17 protein-coding genes are annotated in these 14,397 nt (G+C 65.9%); 11 read left to right on the top strand and 6 right to left on the bottom strand.

Features of this window, described 5'->3' with window-relative positions; genetic code table 11:
* The first annotated feature begins 61 nt into the window (after positions 1 to 61).
* Positions 62 to 640, top strand: coding sequence for an FKBP-type peptidyl-prolyl cis-trans isomerase (locus K3M67_RS12875; RefSeq protein WP_066859750.1), 579 nt, complete (start codon positions 62 to 64; stop codon positions 638 to 640).
* Positions 641 to 700: 60 nt separating this feature from the next.
* On the opposite strand, the gene K3M67_RS12870 is transcribed toward K3M67_RS12875, so the two are convergent.
* The 6 genes from K3M67_RS12870 to pyrE all read right to left on the bottom strand — a co-directional run bounded on the left by K3M67_RS12870 (position 701) and on the right by pyrE (position 4,845).
* Positions 701 to 1,030 (bottom strand): hypothetical protein, encoded by a 330-nt coding sequence (locus tag K3M67_RS12870; protein WP_285831640.1) that lies wholly within the window; start codon positions 1,028 to 1,030, stop codon positions 701 to 703.
* A gap of 102 nt (positions 1,031 to 1,132) precedes the next feature.
* Entirely contained in the window at positions 1,133 to 2,197 is a 1,065-nt protein-coding gene (locus K3M67_RS12865) for an AI-2E family transporter (protein ID WP_066859744.1), read from the bottom strand.
* Between the two features lie 22 nt (positions 2,198 to 2,219).
* Complete coding sequence (gene lepB / locus K3M67_RS12860) at positions 2,220 to 3,101, bottom strand: signal peptidase I (protein ID WP_198162926.1); 882 nt, start codon at positions 3,099 to 3,101, stop codon at positions 2,220 to 2,222.
* Positions 3,102 to 3,130: 29 nt separating this feature from the next.
* Complete coding sequence (acpS, locus tag K3M67_RS12855) at positions 3,131 to 3,532, bottom strand: holo-ACP synthase (protein WP_285831639.1); 402 nt, start codon at positions 3,530 to 3,532, stop codon at positions 3,131 to 3,133.
* Positions 3,529 to 4,260 (bottom strand): pyridoxine 5'-phosphate synthase, encoded by a 732-nt coding sequence (locus K3M67_RS12850; RefSeq protein WP_066859739.1) that lies wholly within the window; start codon positions 4,258 to 4,260, stop codon positions 3,529 to 3,531. The genes acpS and K3M67_RS12850 overlap by 4 nt, the downstream gene beginning before the upstream one ends.
* A 3-nt stretch (positions 4,261 to 4,263) precedes the next feature.
* Positions 4,264 to 4,845 carry an orotate phosphoribosyltransferase gene (gene pyrE, locus K3M67_RS12845; protein WP_285831638.1) on the bottom strand — a complete coding sequence of 194 codons (582 nt, stop codon included), beginning with the start codon at positions 4,843 to 4,845 and terminating at the stop codon, positions 4,264 to 4,266.
* Between the two features lie 289 nt (positions 4,846 to 5,134).
* Here pyrE and coxB point away from each other — a divergent pair, with 289 nt between their 5' ends.
* The 10 genes from coxB to K3M67_RS12795 all read left to right on the top strand — a co-directional run bounded on the left by coxB (position 5,135) and on the right by K3M67_RS12795 (position 14,138).
* The gene (coxB, locus tag K3M67_RS12840; protein WP_285831637.1) at positions 5,135 to 6,142 is read left to right on the top strand and encodes a cytochrome c oxidase subunit II; all 1,008 of its coding nucleotides are present in this window, start codon (positions 5,135 to 5,137) and stop codon (positions 6,140 to 6,142) included.
* A gap of 18 nt (positions 6,143 to 6,160) precedes the next feature.
* Positions 6,161 to 7,828, top strand: a complete 1,668-nt coding sequence (gene ctaD, locus K3M67_RS12835; RefSeq protein ID WP_066859730.1) for a cytochrome c oxidase subunit I — start codon at positions 6,161 to 6,163, stop codon at positions 7,826 to 7,828.
* 134 nt (positions 7,829 to 7,962) lie between these two features.
* Positions 7,963 to 8,883 carry a heme o synthase gene (locus K3M67_RS12830; protein ID WP_285831636.1) on the top strand — a complete coding sequence of 307 codons (921 nt, stop codon included), beginning with the start codon at positions 7,963 to 7,965 and terminating at the stop codon, positions 8,881 to 8,883.
* Complete coding sequence (locus tag K3M67_RS12825) at positions 8,880 to 9,017, top strand: cytochrome c oxidase system small membrane protein (RefSeq protein ID WP_198162920.1); 138 nt, start codon at positions 8,880 to 8,882, stop codon at positions 9,015 to 9,017. The genes K3M67_RS12830 and K3M67_RS12825 overlap by 4 nt, the downstream gene beginning before the upstream one ends.
* Positions 9,017 to 9,592 (top strand): cytochrome c oxidase assembly protein, encoded by a 576-nt coding sequence (locus K3M67_RS12820; RefSeq protein ID WP_066859724.1) that lies wholly within the window; start codon positions 9,017 to 9,019, stop codon positions 9,590 to 9,592. The genes K3M67_RS12825 and K3M67_RS12820 overlap by 1 nt, the downstream gene beginning before the upstream one ends.
* Positions 9,593 to 9,630: 38 nt before the next feature.
* On the top strand, positions 9,631 to 10,461 hold the full coding sequence (locus K3M67_RS12815; protein WP_066859721.1) for a cytochrome c oxidase subunit 3: 831 nt from the start codon (positions 9,631 to 9,633) through the stop codon (positions 10,459 to 10,461).
* 88 nt (positions 10,462 to 10,549) lie between these two features.
* Positions 10,550 to 11,215 carry an SURF1 family protein gene (locus K3M67_RS12810; protein ID WP_285831635.1) on the top strand — a complete coding sequence of 222 codons (666 nt, stop codon included), beginning with the start codon at positions 10,550 to 10,552 and terminating at the stop codon, positions 11,213 to 11,215.
* A 44-nt stretch (positions 11,216 to 11,259) separates the two neighbouring features.
* Positions 11,260 to 12,660 (top strand): threonine synthase, encoded by a 1,401-nt coding sequence (gene thrC / locus K3M67_RS12805; protein WP_066859716.1) that lies wholly within the window; start codon positions 11,260 to 11,262, stop codon positions 12,658 to 12,660.
* Between the two features lie 10 nt (positions 12,661 to 12,670).
* A complete protein-coding gene (locus K3M67_RS12800; RefSeq protein WP_066859845.1) occupies positions 12,671 to 13,540 on the top strand; it encodes an RsmD family RNA methyltransferase in 870 nt (289 codons plus the stop codon).
* 154 nt (positions 13,541 to 13,694) lie between these two features.
* Positions 13,695 to 14,138, top strand: a complete 444-nt coding sequence (locus tag K3M67_RS12795; protein ID WP_325233493.1) for a hypothetical protein — start codon at positions 13,695 to 13,697, stop codon at positions 14,136 to 14,138.
* The last annotated feature ends 259 nt before the right edge of the window (positions 14,139 to 14,397 follow it).

Raw genomic sequence — 14,397 nt, 5'->3', positions numbered from 1 at the left:
CGGCATCCTGCGGCCCCGTTTGCCGACGACTTTCCTGCCCTGAATTAGCGAGCGCACGCCCATGTCCACGACGGCTGTTCCCCTTCGTCCTATCGCCAAGGGGTCGCTGACGCGGCTCTGGGTCGGCATTGCCGCCGTCGCGCTGGCCGCGGGCGGCCTGGCATGGGCGGGGCAGCAGGGTGTCGCGGCGTCGCCGGCGGCTTTCCTGTCGCAGAATGCCGGTGAAGATGGCGTGGTGACGACCGAATCGGGCCTCCAGTACAAAGTGCTGGAGGAAGGCACGGGCGCCAGCCCGACCACGTCCGACGTCGCGCTGGTCGGCTACAAGGGCGCGCTGCTCGACGGCACGGTCTTCGACGAGAATCCGCAGGCGCCGATGCCGATCGACGGCGTCGTGCCCGGTTTCTCGGAAGGGCTGCAAAAGATGAAGAAGGGCGGCAAGTACCGCCTGTGGATTCCGCCGCAGCTGGGCTATGGCGATGCCGACAATGGCCCGATCCCCGGCGGTTCGGTGCTGGTGTTCGACGTGACGCTGCACGATTTCAAGTCGAAGGCGGAACTGATGCAGTTGCAGCAGCAGATGATGCAGCAGCAGGGCGGTATGCCGCAGCCCGGCGCGATGCCACCAGCGGGTCAGTGACCCACGCAGCCGGATGAGTCGAGGAAGGGGCCGTTTGTCGGCCCCTTTTCTTTTGTCCTTTCAGTCCGGATCGCGACAGGCCGTGTCGGCCGTCGCGCCGAAGGCAAGGGCATCGGCGCTGCCGATCTTCGCCTCGCCCGCGAACAACTGATCCAGCCGTCCCTTGATGTCGTGTCGATAGGCGGGCGTGGCGACCGATCGCGGCGCCGACACCTCTATGTCGCATGCGATGGCGTTCTTGATCCGCTCGACCGCCGCATCGTCCAATATGCCGGCGCTCCTCAGTTCCCGGCACAGCTGCAACAAGCCTACGGCGGTCGCCTGGGCGCGCATTCCGACATTGGTGAGGTCGAAATGCAGCTTCTTCTCCTTGTCCAGGCCGATGGTCATGGCGCGACTCCTCTCTCAAAACTGTGTCATGCTATCATGAGATCAAGCATCGGACAGCCGGGACGTTCCCGGCCCCGGGACATGCCAATGGAAGGGATTGGCCTAGCTCTCCGCGTCGCGCCCGGCGGCCATCGCCTTGGACCGCTCCTCCAGATAGACCTTGATCATCGCCACGATCGGATCGGCCAGGAACAGGCCGATGATGCCGAACAGCGCGCCGAACAGGATCTGCGCCGCCAGCACCAGCGCCGGCGCCAGGTCGGTCGCGCGCTTGGCGACCATCGGCACGATCAGATAGCCATCGACGACCTGCACCGCCAGATAGACGCCGAAGGCATAGAGCCCCGTGTCGGTCCCCGCCGAAAAGCCGACGAGGATGATGAGGATGCCCGATATGATCGAGCCGAGATTGGGCAGGAAGGCGAACAGTCCGGTGAGGATGCCCAGCAGCCCCGCCATCGGCACGCCGCCGGCCCACAGCAGCAGCCAGGTGCCCACCCCCTCCACCGCCATGCCGATCAGCCGCCCGAACATCAGCCGCCGCAGCGTCCATCCCATCCGGTCGGCGATGCGGTAGAAATGCGCGCGCTTTTCCATCGGCAGCATCCAGGCGACGCCGCGCTCGTAGAGCTTCGGTTCGACCGCGATGAAAATCGCCAGCACCAGCATCATGACGGCGCTGGTGATCGCGCCCACCGCGGTGCCGACCGCCGCCGTCACCCGGCCCATGCTGCTCATCGCCTGCTGTGCCAGGCTTTTCAGGTCATCGGGCGTGGTGCTGACGCCCAATTGCTGCATCCAGCCGCCGATCCGCGCCACCTGCGCCTCGACGATGCCGCGCATCGCCTGCGCCTGCTCGGCCAGGCTCGATCCGGTGAGGTAGAAAGTATAGGCGAGGAAGGCGACCGCGCCCAGAAGCACGATGGTCAGGCGCCACCCCCGCGCGATCGGCAGCACCCGGCCCAGCAGGCGCGCGCCGCCGTCCATCATCGTCGCCAGCACCAGCGCGCCCATGATGAGCATCAGCGGCTGGGCCAGGAGCACGACCAGTGCGATCGCGATGCCGATCGCGAACCAGACGCCCGCGCGTTTCAGTTCATGCTGGACCAGCGCGCTGCGCATTTCGCTGGGGCCGGGTTCCTCGACATGATGGTGCCTGTCGCTCAAACCCGAACCCCTTTCAGCCAGTCTATTTCGGGTCGGTAACGCTCTCCGGGCGCAGGCTGTTCCCCGCGCGTCCGCCGCGGAAGGCATGGAGCCAGCTCAGCGGGTTCCAGGTCGAATCGCCGTCGAGGCTGAAGGTGATGAACTCCGCCCGGCCGCCGATCGCCTCCCACGGCACCGGCCCGCCCAGGCCATTTTCCTCCAGCGGGGCGCGGCTGTCGGCGCTGTTGTCGCGATTGTCGCCCATCAGGAAGACATGGTTCGCAGGCACGCGCACCGGACCGTACCAGTCGAGCGCGCTGGGCCCCATGTCGATCGTGACGTAGCTCCTGCCGTTGGGCAGGATTTCCTGCCGCACCGGCAGTTCGCAATAATCGCGCCCGTCCTTGCCGGTGATGCGGGCACCGGGGAATTGCAGCGGCGAACAGGGAGCGTTGCCGTCCACCGGGATGCGCAGCGGCTTCATCGCCTTCTGCTTCACCGCCACACCGTTCAGCATTACCTGGCCGCCGCGCACCTCGATGATGTCGCCGGGCAGACCGATCACGCGCTTGATATAATCCTCGCGCCGGTTTTGCGGCGACACGATGACGATGTCGCCGCGCTCGGGCAGGCGGCCCAGGATGCGGCCCTTCAGGAAGGGCAGGGGATGGAAACTGGGCGAGACATAGGACCAGCCATAGGGAAATTTGCTCACCACCAGCCGGTCGCCGGTCAGCAGCACCGGCATCATCGATTCGCTGGGGATGTAGAAGGGCTTGGCGACGAAGCTGTGGAAGGCCAGCACCGCCAGGATCAGCAGCGTGATGCTTTTCACCTCATGCCACCAGTTGACCGCCGGCTTCGTTTCGGCCTGGTCCGGCATATCGGGGGCGGGCTGGTCGTCAGGCAGGTCGATGGCCGTCACGGGCTGGCTTTCGTTGGGAGGATTGTCGCTCACAGGGGCAGTGCCTCGATGATGACGAAGGCCTGCGCCCATGGATGATCGTCAGTGAGCGTCAGATGAATGACCGGCCTGCGTCCCGCCGGAACCATGGCTTCCAGCCGCGCCAGCGCGCCGCCCGTCAGCGCGAGCGTCGGCGCGCCGGACGGCGCGTTGACCACGCCGATGTCCTTCATGAACACGCCCGCCTTGAACCCGGTGCCGACCGCCTTGGAAAAGGCCTCCTTGGCGGCGAAACGCTTGGCTAGCGTCCCGGCCCTGGTAAAGGGGCGGCGGTTGGCCTTGGCCTGCTCGACATCGGTGAACACGCGCTGGACGAACCGCTCGCCGAAGCGATCGAGCGAGTTTTGGATCCGCTCGATATTGCAGAGATCGGAGCCGAGGCCGATGATCAACGGGCCAGGTCCATCTGCCGCCGCATTTCGCGGATGCTGCCCTCCAGCCCACCGAAGATCGCCTCGCCGACCAGGAAATGGCCGATATTGAGCTCGGCGACCTGCGGGATGGCGGCAATCGGCGCGACATTGTCGAAGGTCAGGCCGTGGCCGGCATGGGGTTCGATGCCGTTCTTGGCCGCCAGCGCCGCCGCGTCGGCGATCCGCCGCAGTTCCGCCGCGCGCGCCGATCCGTCGAGATGGGCATAGGCGCCGGTGTGAAATTCCACCACCGGCGCGCCCAGCCGGATCGCGGCCTCGATCTGCGCGGCGTCGGCCTCGATGAACAGGCTCACGCGGATGCCCGCGTCGTTGAGCCGGGCGACGATCGGCGTCAGCGCCCCGATCTGCCCGGCCGCGTCGAGACCACCCTCGGTAGTGCGCTCCTCGCGCTTTTCCGGGACGATGCAGGCGGCGTGCGGGCGATGCTTGAGCGCGATTTCCAGCATCTCCGGCGTCGCCGCCATTTCCAGGTTCAGCGGCACGTCCAGCGCCGCCATCAGCATCGCGATATCCGCGTCGCGGATATGGCGCCGATCCTCGCGCAGATGGGCGGTGATGCCGTCCGCCCCGGCCTTCACCGCGAGCAGCGCGGCCTTGACCGGATCGGGATGCTCGCCCCCGCGCGCGTTCCGGATGGTCGCCACATGGTCGATGTTGACGCCAAGGCGCAGGGGGGCAGCGCTCATCGCTTACTGCTTCCTGCTGCCAGGCTTGATCGCCGGCACCGCCGCCAGTTCGGGCGGCACGGCATCCTCGTCATAGACAGGGAAGTTGATCGACACGAGCGGGTAGAAGGGCACGCCCAGGTCGACCTCGCCGGCCGAACGGTCGACCAGCGCGGCCTCGGCCACGACGATGCCGCCTTCCTTTTCGACCGCCTCGATCGCCTGGCGGGAGGAGAGGCCTGTCGTCACCACGTCCTCGACCATCAGCACTTTCTGCCCGGGCGATATGGCGAAGCCGCGGCGCAGCTCGAACGTCCCTTCGGGGCGCTCCAGGAACACGGCGTCCTTGTCGAGCGCGCGACCGATTTCATGACCGATGATGAGGCCGCCCATGGCCGGCGAAACGACCAGGTCGATCTCCTGCCGCAATTCGCGTGGCAGCTTCTGCACCGTGGCGCGGGCCAGCTTGCCGGCGCGATCGGCGTTCATCAGCACCCGCGCGCATTGCAGATAATTGGCGCTGCGGCGACCCGACGACAGGATGAAATGCCCTTCGAGCAGCGCGCCCGCTGCCCGGAATTCCGCCAATACTTCCTCGTCAGTCATGCCGTTCACTAATCCTGTCGCGTGGCCCCGGCGCCTGTCCGCGTCCCGGCCCACTGCCCTGCATCAAAAGGCGCGCGCCTGCGCGTCCCGTCCGCGCCCCTGTGCGCGGACCTGCGAAATAGGCGGGCAGGGGATGCGTTGCAACAGCGAAGAAAATCTGCTCCATCTGTGCTTGAGGCGGGCGGAAACCCTGCCTATAAGCCGCGTCAGAACCGACCGGGCGAAGTCCATGCACGCAATGTGCGGCTTCGCTGCAGCGGCGCCAAGGGGTTAGGGGTATGAAGAGGCTATGAAAAAGGTGAAATCGCTCGTTCTCGCCGGTTTGCTGGCCTTTGCGCCCGCCGTCGCGATGAACGGCCACGCTTTTGCACAGGATGACGTCGCCGTCGCTGCGCCGGTTGCGGACAATGCCGCGGCGCCCGCCGAATCGGCGGCGAACGCCGCCGCGCCGGCCGCCGAAGCTGCCCCCGTGGCCAAGGTCGCGGCCCCGCCGCGGATGAAACCGACCGAAGGCATCGGTATGCCCCGTCCGGGCGAAATCACGCTGCAGGAACAATTTACCGAAACCGGGCGCAGTGCGCGCTGGCTGCATGACGTGCTGCTGCTGCCGATCATCACCATCATTTCCATCCTCGTGCTGGCCCTGATGCTCTATGTGATGGTCCGCTATCGCCGCAGCGCCAATCCGGTGCCGTCGAAGACATCGCACAACACCTTCATCGAAGTCATCTGGACGGTCGTGCCGGTGCTGATCCTGCTGGCGATCGCGGTGCCGTCCATCGGCCTGCTCGCCGACCAGTACAAGCCCGCGCCCAAGGATGCGCTGACCGTCAAGGTTACGGGCTATCAATGGTATTGGGGCTATGAATATCCCGACGCCGGTATCGCCGAGTTCGTGTCCAACATGCTGCCGGAGGACAAGGCCAGGGCCAATGGCGAGCCTTATCTGCTGGCGCCCGACAATCGGCTGGTTCTGCCCGCCGGCCGCCCGGTCAAGCTGATCATCACCGCCGCCGACGTCATCCACAGCTTCGCCGTGCCCTCGCTCTGGGTGAAGATGGACGCCGTGCCGGGCCGCCTGAACGAGAAGAGCTTCACCATCGAGAAGCCGGGCGTCTATTATGGCCAATGTTCGGAACTGTGCGGCGCGCGCCACGGCTTCATGCCGATCGCGATCGAGGCGCTGCCGCCCGAACAGTTCGACCAGTGGGTGCGCTCGCAGGGCGGTTCGCTGAAAAAGGAAGAGGCGGCAACGACCGCCCAGGCCGCTCCGGCCGATGGCGCAAAAAAGATTTGATGCAGGGGTAGGAACGCCATGACCACCATCACCGCAGATCATCACGGCGATCATGCCCACGATCATCATGATGCCGATCACAAGCCGGCCTTCTTCCAGCGCTGGTTCATGTCCACCAATCACAAGGACATCGGCACCCTCTATCTGATCTTCGCGATCCTGGCCGGCCTTATCGGCGGCGCGATTTCGGGGCTGATGCGCGCCGAACTGGCGCAGCCGGGCATCCAGTATCTTCACGCCTGGGCGCAGCAGTTGGAAGGTTCGTCGGCGACGATGGACCAGGCCTATCATCTGTGGAACGTGCTGATCACCGCCCACGGCCTCATCATGGTCTTCTTCATGGTGATGCCCGCGATCATCGGCGGCTTCGGCAACTGGTTCGTGCCGATCATGATCGGCGCGCCGGACATGGCCTTTCCGCGGATGAACAATATCAGCTTCTGGCTGCTCATCCCCGCCTTCGCCCTGCTCCTGGGCTCGACCTTCGTTCCCGGCGGCACCGGCAACGGCGCGGGCACCGGCTGGACCGTCTACGCGCCGCTTTCGACCAGCGGCTCGGCCGGTCCCGCCGTCGACATGGCGATCCTGTCGCTCCACATTGCGGGCGCCAGCTCGATCCTGGGCGCGATCAACTTCATCACCACCATCCTCAACATGCGCGCGCCGGGGATGACCCTGCACAAGATGCCGCTGTTCGTATGGTCGGTGCTGGTCACCGCCTTCCTCCTGCTGCTCGCGCTGCCGGTTCTCGCCGCCGCGATCACCATGCTGCTGACCGATCGCAATTTCGGCACCACCTTCTACGATGCGGCCGGTGGCGGCGATCCCGAACTCTACCAGCATCTCTTCTGGTTCTTCGGTCACCCGGAAGTCTATATCATGATCCTGCCGGGCTTCGGCATCGTCAGCCAGATCATCTCGACCTTCAGCCGCAAGCCGGTGTTCGGCTATCTCGGCATGGCCTATGCCATGGTCGCGATCGGCGTGGTCGGCTTCGTCGTCTGGGCGCACCACATGTTCACCACCGGCATGTCCGTGAATGTGAAGATGTATTTCACCGCCGCGACGATGGTCATCGCCGTCCCCACCGGCATCAAGATCTTCTCCTGGATCGCGACGATCTGGGGCGGGTCGATCAGCTACAAGACCCCGATGGTCTGGGCGCTGGGCTTCATCTTCCTGTTCACCGTGGGCGGCGTCACCGGCGTGGTGCTGGCCAATGGCGGCGTCGATGACGTGCTGCACGACACCTATTATGTCGTCGCGCACTTCCATTACGTCCTCTCGCTGGGCGCGGTCTTCTCGCTCTTTGCGGGCTTCTACTACTGGTTCCCGAAAATGTCGGGCCGGATGTATAACGAGTTCCTCGGTCAGCTGCATTTCTGGGTGTTCTTCGTCGGCGTGAACATGCTGTTCTTCCCGATGCACTTCCTGGGCCTGAGCGGGATGCCGCGCCGCTATCCCGACTATCCGGAAGCCTTCGCTTACTGGAACAAGATCGCAACCTATGGCTATGAGATCATGGCGGTCGGCGTGCTGATCTTCCTCGTCAACGTCTTCTGGTCGCTGTTCGCCGGCCGCCGGGCGGAGGGCAATCCCTGGGGCGAAGGCGCAACGACGCTGGAATGGACGCTGTCCAGCCCGCCGCCCTTCCACCAGTTCGAAACGCTGCCGGTCGTCGACTGATGGCCGCAGGGCGCCGCCTCGGCTCCGGCCGGGTGCGGCGCGCTGGGAACGGGCGCCGGGGGGTGGGACCGTCTGTCCGTTGCGGGAATCGGCGCGCGCCTTTAAGGGGCGCGCGACTGATACAAGAGGAGCTTATGGCCAGTTCGCCGATCATGTCCGGGATGAGCAAGCCGGTAATGCCCGCCCATTGGCGGGATTTCGTCGCGCTCACAAAGCCGCGCGTCATGACGCTGGTCGTGTTTACGGGCCTGTGCGGGCTGCTCGCCGCGCCGGGGCACATCCATCCCGTGCTGGCCTTTACGGCGATTCTCTGCATCGCGCTGGGCGCCGGCGCGGCCGCCACGCTGAACCAGTGGTGGGAAGCGGACATCGACGCCAAGATGAAGCGCACCGCCAACCGTCCGCTGCCCGCCGGCCGGATGGACCGGCAGGCGGCGCTGCATTTCGGCGTTGGCCTCTCCTTCTTCTCGGTCCTGCTGATGGGCGTAGCGACCAACTGGCTCGCCGCCGCGGTACTGACCGTCTCGATCCTCTTCTACGTCTTCGTCTACACTATCTGGCTCAAGCCCCGCACGGCCCAGAATATCGTGATCGGCGGCGCGGCCGGCGCCTTCCCCCCGGTGATCGGCTGGGCGGCCGTGACGGGGGACATCAGCGCACTGCCCGTCGCTCTGTTCATGCTGATCTTCTTCTGGACGCCGCCCCATTTCTGGGCGCTCGCGCTGTTCGTGAAGACCGATTACGCCGCCGCCGGCATCCCCATGCTGCCCGTCGTATCGGGTGAGGTGGCCACGCGTCGGCAGATCTGGCTCTACACCGCGATCATGGCGGTCGCGGCAATGGCGCCGGTGCTTCTGCAACTGACCGGGGCCATCTATGGCACCGCCGCCCTGCTCGGCACGGCGGTCTTCGCCGCCCTGGCGTTCCAGGTCTATCGCCGGCGCGAAAGCGATCCCACGCGCATGGCGCCGGAAAAGCGGCTGTTCAAATATTCGATCCTCTATCTTTTCCTGCTGTTCGGGGCGGTGGTCGTCGACCGCTGGCTGCTGGCGTGACGCCGGAGGAACAGGATCAGGTGCGCGCGCGACAGAAATCGCGGGCGATCGTGACCGGCCTGCTGCTGGGCTTCCTCGTCATCCTCTTCTTCGCCATCACACTGGCGAAGATCGGCGCGAGCCATCAGATCTGATGGCGACGCTGCCCCCTTCGCCCTTCGAACGGGACCGGCGCAATCGGCGCACGCTGGTCGCAACGGCGCTGGTGGGGCTGGCGATGCTGGGGCTGGGCTTCGCCTCCGTGCCGCTCTATCGCATCTTCTGCGAAACGACGGGTTTTGGCGGAACGACCCAGCGGGCGCAAGCGGGCGGGCAGGTGCGTGCGGCGGTCGGCCACACCATGTCGATCCGCTTCGATTCGAATGTCCAGCCGGGAATGCCGTGGCAATTCTACCCGGAACACCGGACCGACACCGTGACCGTCGGCGCGAAGGACATGGCGATCTTCGTCGCGAAGAACCTGTCGGACAAGCCGGTCACCGGCACCGCCAGCTTCAACGTCACCCCGACACAGGCCGGCGCCTATTTCACCAAGATCCAGTGTTTCTGCTTCACGCAGCAGACATTGCAACCGGGTGAGGAGGTGCGGATGCCGGTCCTCTATTATGTCGATCCCAGGATTCTGGACGATCCGGACAACAGGGACACGCAACAGATAACGCTCAGCTACACTTTCTACCCTGTTGAGCAGGGCAAGAAGGCAAGCTAAGGAAAATAGCCAAGAACAGGAGCAGGGAAGAGCAGGTCATGGCAGGCGCAAAGAATCACGATTATCACATCCTTCCACCCAGCATCTGGCCGCTCTTCGGCTCCATGTCGGCGCTGGTCATGGCATCGGGCGCGATCATGTGGATGCATCCCGACGCGATGGGGCCGGGCGGCGGCTGGATATTCCTGATCGGCATGGCCGGTGTGCTCTTCACCATGTTCAGCTGGTGGAGCAATGTCGTCGCCGAAGCCCATGCGGGGGACCATACGCCGGTCGTCCAGTTGCATCTGCGCTATGGCATGATCCTGTTCATCGCTTCGGAAGTGATGTTCTTCGTCGGCTGGTTCTGGGCCTTTTTCGACTTCTCGCTCTTCCCGAGCGAACTGGCGCCGATCGAAGGGCTGTTCCCGTCCAAGGGCGTGGAGGTGATGAACGCGTTCGAGCTGCCGCTGCTCAACACGCTGATCCTGCTCTGCTCGGGCACCACGGTGACCTGGGCGCATCACGCGCTGATCCACGGAGACCGCGACGGCCTGATCAAGGGGCTGTGGTGCACCATCATCCTGGGCGCGATCTTCTCGTGCATCCAGGCCTATGAATATGCCCATGCCCCCTTCGATTTCGGCGGCAATCCCTATAGCTCGGCCTTCTACATGGCGACCGGCTTCCACGGCTTCCACGTCCTGGTCGGGACCATCTTCCTGGCCGTGAACCTGGTCCGGGCCTATAAGGGCCATTTCACACCGCGCCAGCATTTCGGCTTCGAGGCCGCCGCCTGGTACTGGCATTTCGTCGACGTTGTGTGGCTGTTCCTGTTCGTCGCCATCTATGTCTGGGGCGGCTGGGGCGCGCCGGTCCATGGCGGCTGAGCCGCCGGTCGAAGCCTGACTTGAATAGCGGCCGGGGTGATGCTCCGGCCGTTTTCTTTTCGCGCTCGTACAGCTATTGAGGACCGCCATGTCCCTCCCGCCCGACCCCACCGATCGCCCGCAATCCGCACGGCTTCCGATCGTTCCGACCATCATGGTCGCGCTGGCAGTGCTGGCGATGATCGCGCTGGGCGCCTGGCAGCTCCAGCGCCGTGCCGGGAAGGCGGAGGCGCTGGCCCTCGCCGCAGCCAATCCCGGCCGCCTCGCGATCGCATTCCCGAAACTGGCGCCGGTGGATCCCGCGATCCTCTTCCGCCCCTCCTCGGTCCATTGCCTGACCGTGGTCCAATGGCAGGTGGAGGCCGGCCGCGCCGCAGACGGCAGCAGCGGCTATCGCCATATCGCCCATTGTTCGACGGGCGCGGAAGGGCCGGGGGTGCTGGTCGCCGTCGGCGTCGGGCAGAAGCCGGACGACAAGCCCGCCTGGACGGGCGGCCAGGTCGAAGGCTGGATCAGCCAGGAACCCGACCATCGCGCGCTGCTTACGCGCATGGGCGGCAAGGCTTCCCCGCTGCGTCCGATGCTGATCGCGCGGCAGGCGCCTCCCGGCCTCAAGCCCGTCGCGCCGCCCAGTGCCGCCGACCTGCCCAACAACCATCTCGCCTATGCAGTGCAATGGTTCTTCTTCGCGGCGGTCGCGGTGATTATCTATATTCTCGCGCTGCGCCGCCGGAACGCGTCGAACGCCGCCTAAACGCTTGCTCCTCGGGCCGCGTATCGCTACCGCGCTTTCCCATTATGCAATATGAGAGCACCAGGGGGAGCGCGCCTGCGCTCGGGTTCGAGGATGTGACGCTGGCTGGGCTGGCGTCCGATGGCGGCCTGTATCTGCCGACCAGTTGGCCGAGCTTCACCGCGGACCAGATTCGCGCCCTGTCCGGCCTTTCCTATGTCGAAACCGCCGTACGGGTGATGATGCCCTTCGTCGCGGGCTCACTTGCCGAAGACGAACTGCGGGAGCTTTGCGCCGCTGCCTATGGCCGCTTCAGCCATCAGGCCGTGACGCCGCTGGTCCAGCTCGACCATCAGCATTGGGTGCTGGAGCTGTTCCATGGCCCGACGCTCGCCTTCAAGGATGTCGCGCTCCAGCTGCTCGGCCAGTTGTTCGAGCGTTTCCTGTCGCGTCGGGACGATCACCTGACCATCGTCGGCGCCACGTCGGGCGACACCGGGTCGGCGGCGATCGACGCTGTGGCGGGCCGGGCGAAGATCGACATCTTCATGCTCCATCCCGAAGGCCGCGTCTCCGACGTGCAGCGGCGCCAGATGACCACCGTGCTGGCGCCCAACGTCTACAATATCGCCATCGACGGCAGCTTCGACGATGCGCAGGCGCTGGTGAAGGCGATGTTCAACGACGCCGATTTCAAGAGCCGTTTCAACCTGTCGGCCGTCAACAGCATCAACTGGGCGCGGCTGATGGCGCAGGTCGTCTATTATTTCTACGCCGCCGTGCGGCTGGGCGCACCGGACCGGGAAGTCGCCTTCTCCGTCCCCACCGGCAATTTCGGCGACGTGTTCGCCGGCTATGTCGCGGCGCAGATGGGCCTGCCGGTCGCGAAGCTGATCGTCGCCACCAACGTCAACGACATATTGCATCGTGCGCTGGCCGAAGGCGATTACAGCCAGGGCCAGGTCGTCCCGACCGCGACCCCCAGCATGGACATCCAGGTCAGTTCCAATTTCGAGCGGCTGCTGTTCGACGCTGGCGGACGCGACGGGCTCGCGCTGGCGGAGCAGATGCGCGGGTTCGAGGCGAGCAAGGCGATGCGCCTCACCAACGCGCAGCGGGAAGGCGCTTCGCGGCTCTTCACCTCCTCGCGCATCGACGCCGACGGCATGACCATGGCGATGCGCTGGGCCTATGACGCGGCCGGACAGGTGATCGACCCGCACAGCGCCATCGGCCTTGCCGCCGCGCGCGGGGCGGGTGTGGACGCGTCCGTGCCTGTGGTGACGCTGGCGACGGCGCACGCCGCGAAATTCCCCGACGCTGTCGAGCGCGCTACCGGCACCCGTCCGCCGCTGCCGCCGCGCGTGGGTGATCTCTTCTCGCGCGAGGAGAGCTACGCCCGGCTGCCCGGCACGTTCGAGGCGATCACCGCCTATGTCGCCGAACGCGCGACGCCGCGCGGCTGACGAGGCGGGGTTGGAACTCAAGACCCTCATCGGCGAACCCTGGTCGGATTACGGCCTGCTTGACTCGGGCGACGGCCGCAAGCTGGAGCGCTATGGCCGTTTCCGCTTCATCCGCCCGGAACCGCAGGCGATGTGGAAGCCCGCGACCACCGACTGGCGAGCCGACGGCGAATTCATCCCCGGTTCGGACGAGGATGGCGGCGGCCGCTGGTATTATGAAAATCCGGTCCCGGCCGAAGGCTGGCCGCTGCACTGGAAGGAAGTGACCTTCCAGTCGAGTTGCACCCCTTTCCGTCATCTCGGCTTCTTTCCCGACATGGCGCCGATCTGGGATACTCTGCGCGGCGCCATCGCCGACAAGCCCGACGCCGAGGTCATGAACCTGTTCGGCTATACCGGCGTCGGCACGCTGGCGCTGTCGGCCGGCGGCGCGCGCATGGTCCATGTCGATGCGTCCAAGAAATCGGTAGCCCAGGCCCGCGCCAACGCCGCGCTGTCGGGCATGGAGGACAAGCCCGTCCGCTGGATCGTCGAGGACGCCGCCAAGTTCGTCGCCCGCGAAGTCCGGCGTGGCCGCCGTTATGACGGTATCCTGCTCGACCCGCCCAAATATGGCCGCGGCCCCGATGGCGAGGTCTGGCGGCTGGAGGAGGATCTGCCCGGTCTCATCGCCAATTGCCGCGCGCTGCTCGATGCCGATAGCCGCTTTCTGTTCCTGACCGTCTATGCCGTCCGCATGTCGGCGCTGGCGATCGGCGAATTGCTGCGCCAGGCCTTTGCCGACCTGCCCGGCACGGTCGAGGCGGGCGAACTGGCGGTGCGGGAGGAGGCGCGCGGCATCGCCCTGCCGACCGCCATCTGGGCGCGCTGGCGGCGCTGAGCATCGCTTCGACCTTTTCGGGTTGAGCGGTCCCGCATGGTCCGGCATGACGGCCCCCATGCGCTTTTCACCCGCCCTTGCCGCCTCGTCCCTGCTGGTTCTGCTTGCGTCCTGTGTCGGGCCGCCGAGTCGAACCCCTGCGCCGGCGCGCGCCTTGCCTGCGCCGCCTCCGGCGCCACAGGCCTCGCCCGCGCCGCCTCCCCCGCCTGCCCTCGCGTGGGAGGATCGCGCGCTCACGCCGGGCAGCTGGAGCTATCGTCAGGATGCCGGCGGCAGCGCGGCCCTGTTCGGGTCCGCGGGGCAGTCGCTCTTCACGCTGCGATGCGACCCGGCGAGCCGCCGCATCACCGCCCTACGCGCCGGTGCCGGACAGGGAGCGATGGTGATCCGCACCAGCTATGGCGCGGTCAGTTGGCCCGCCACGCTCGATGCAGGCGCGCAACCGCAGGTGATCGCGACGAGGGCCGCTACCGACAGCGCGCTGGATCAGATGGCCTATAGCCGTGGCAAGATCGGCGTCGAAGTGCAGGGCTTGAGCCCGCTGATTGTCCCGGCCTGGGCAGAGGTGGCGCGGGTGGTCGAGGATTGCCGGGGCTGAGGAGAAAACTGGCCAAGCCGTGCCGCGCGGACGAAGAATTATGATTCCAAAAAAGAAAAATACAAGGCTTGAAGATAGGGTCCGTCTGATTCACATTTCACTTCATGGACGGATGAAGGGGTGATCCGACGCCGGCCATAGGGCTCAATATAGCGAAAGGAGGTGATCCGATGTCTCATGGTTCAGCAATGGGGTCGGTCAAGTCCATTCGGGAAATGCGCGGCTGAGCGACGCCTTGGCGTCGATCCTCGATCGCAGG

Source organism: Sphingobium sp. V4 (assembly GCF_029590555.1).
In the GTDB taxonomy this organism is placed as follows: domain Bacteria; phylum Pseudomonadota; class Alphaproteobacteria; order Sphingomonadales; family Sphingomonadaceae; genus Sphingobium.
This window is presented reverse-complemented; position numbering and strand designations above follow the sequence as displayed.

What these genes read in the sequence shown, in the direction of transcription:
- K3M67_RS12815 (WP_066859721.1), top strand. Translation starts at nt 9,631, where the DNA reads ATGGCAGGCGCAAAGAATCACGATTATCACATCCTTCCACCCAGCATC.
- coxB (WP_285831637.1), top strand. Translation starts at nt 5,135, where the DNA reads ATGAAAAAGGTGAAATCGCTCGTTCTCGCCGGTTTGCTGGCCTTTGCG.
- K3M67_RS12820 (WP_066859724.1), top strand. Translation starts at nt 9,017, where the DNA reads ATGGCGACGCTGCCCCCTTCGCCCTTCGAACGGGACCGGCGCAATCGG.
- K3M67_RS12830 (WP_285831636.1), top strand. Translation starts at nt 7,963, where the DNA reads ATGGCCAGTTCGCCGATCATGTCCGGGATGAGCAAGCCGGTAATGCCC.
- K3M67_RS12875 (WP_066859750.1), top strand. Translation starts at nt 62, where the DNA reads ATGTCCACGACGGCTGTTCCCCTTCGTCCTATCGCCAAGGGGTCGCTG.
- K3M67_RS12870 (WP_285831640.1), bottom strand. Translation starts at nt 1,030, where the DNA reads ATGACCATCGGCCTGGACAAGGAGAAGAAGCTGCATTTCGACCTCACC.
- K3M67_RS12850 (WP_066859739.1), bottom strand. Translation starts at nt 4,260, where the DNA reads ATGAGCGCTGCCCCCCTGCGCCTTGGCGTCAACATCGACCATGTGGCG.
- K3M67_RS12810 (WP_285831635.1), top strand. Translation starts at nt 10,550, where the DNA reads ATGTCCCTCCCGCCCGACCCCACCGATCGCCCGCAATCCGCACGGCTT.
- ctaD (WP_066859730.1), top strand. Translation starts at nt 6,161, where the DNA reads ATGACCACCATCACCGCAGATCATCACGGCGATCATGCCCACGATCAT.
- pyrE (WP_285831638.1), bottom strand. Translation starts at nt 4,845, where the DNA reads ATGACTGACGAGGAAGTATTGGCGGAATTCCGGGCAGCGGGCGCGCTG.
- thrC (WP_066859716.1), top strand. Translation starts at nt 11,260, where the DNA reads ATGCAATATGAGAGCACCAGGGGGAGCGCGCCTGCGCTCGGGTTCGAG.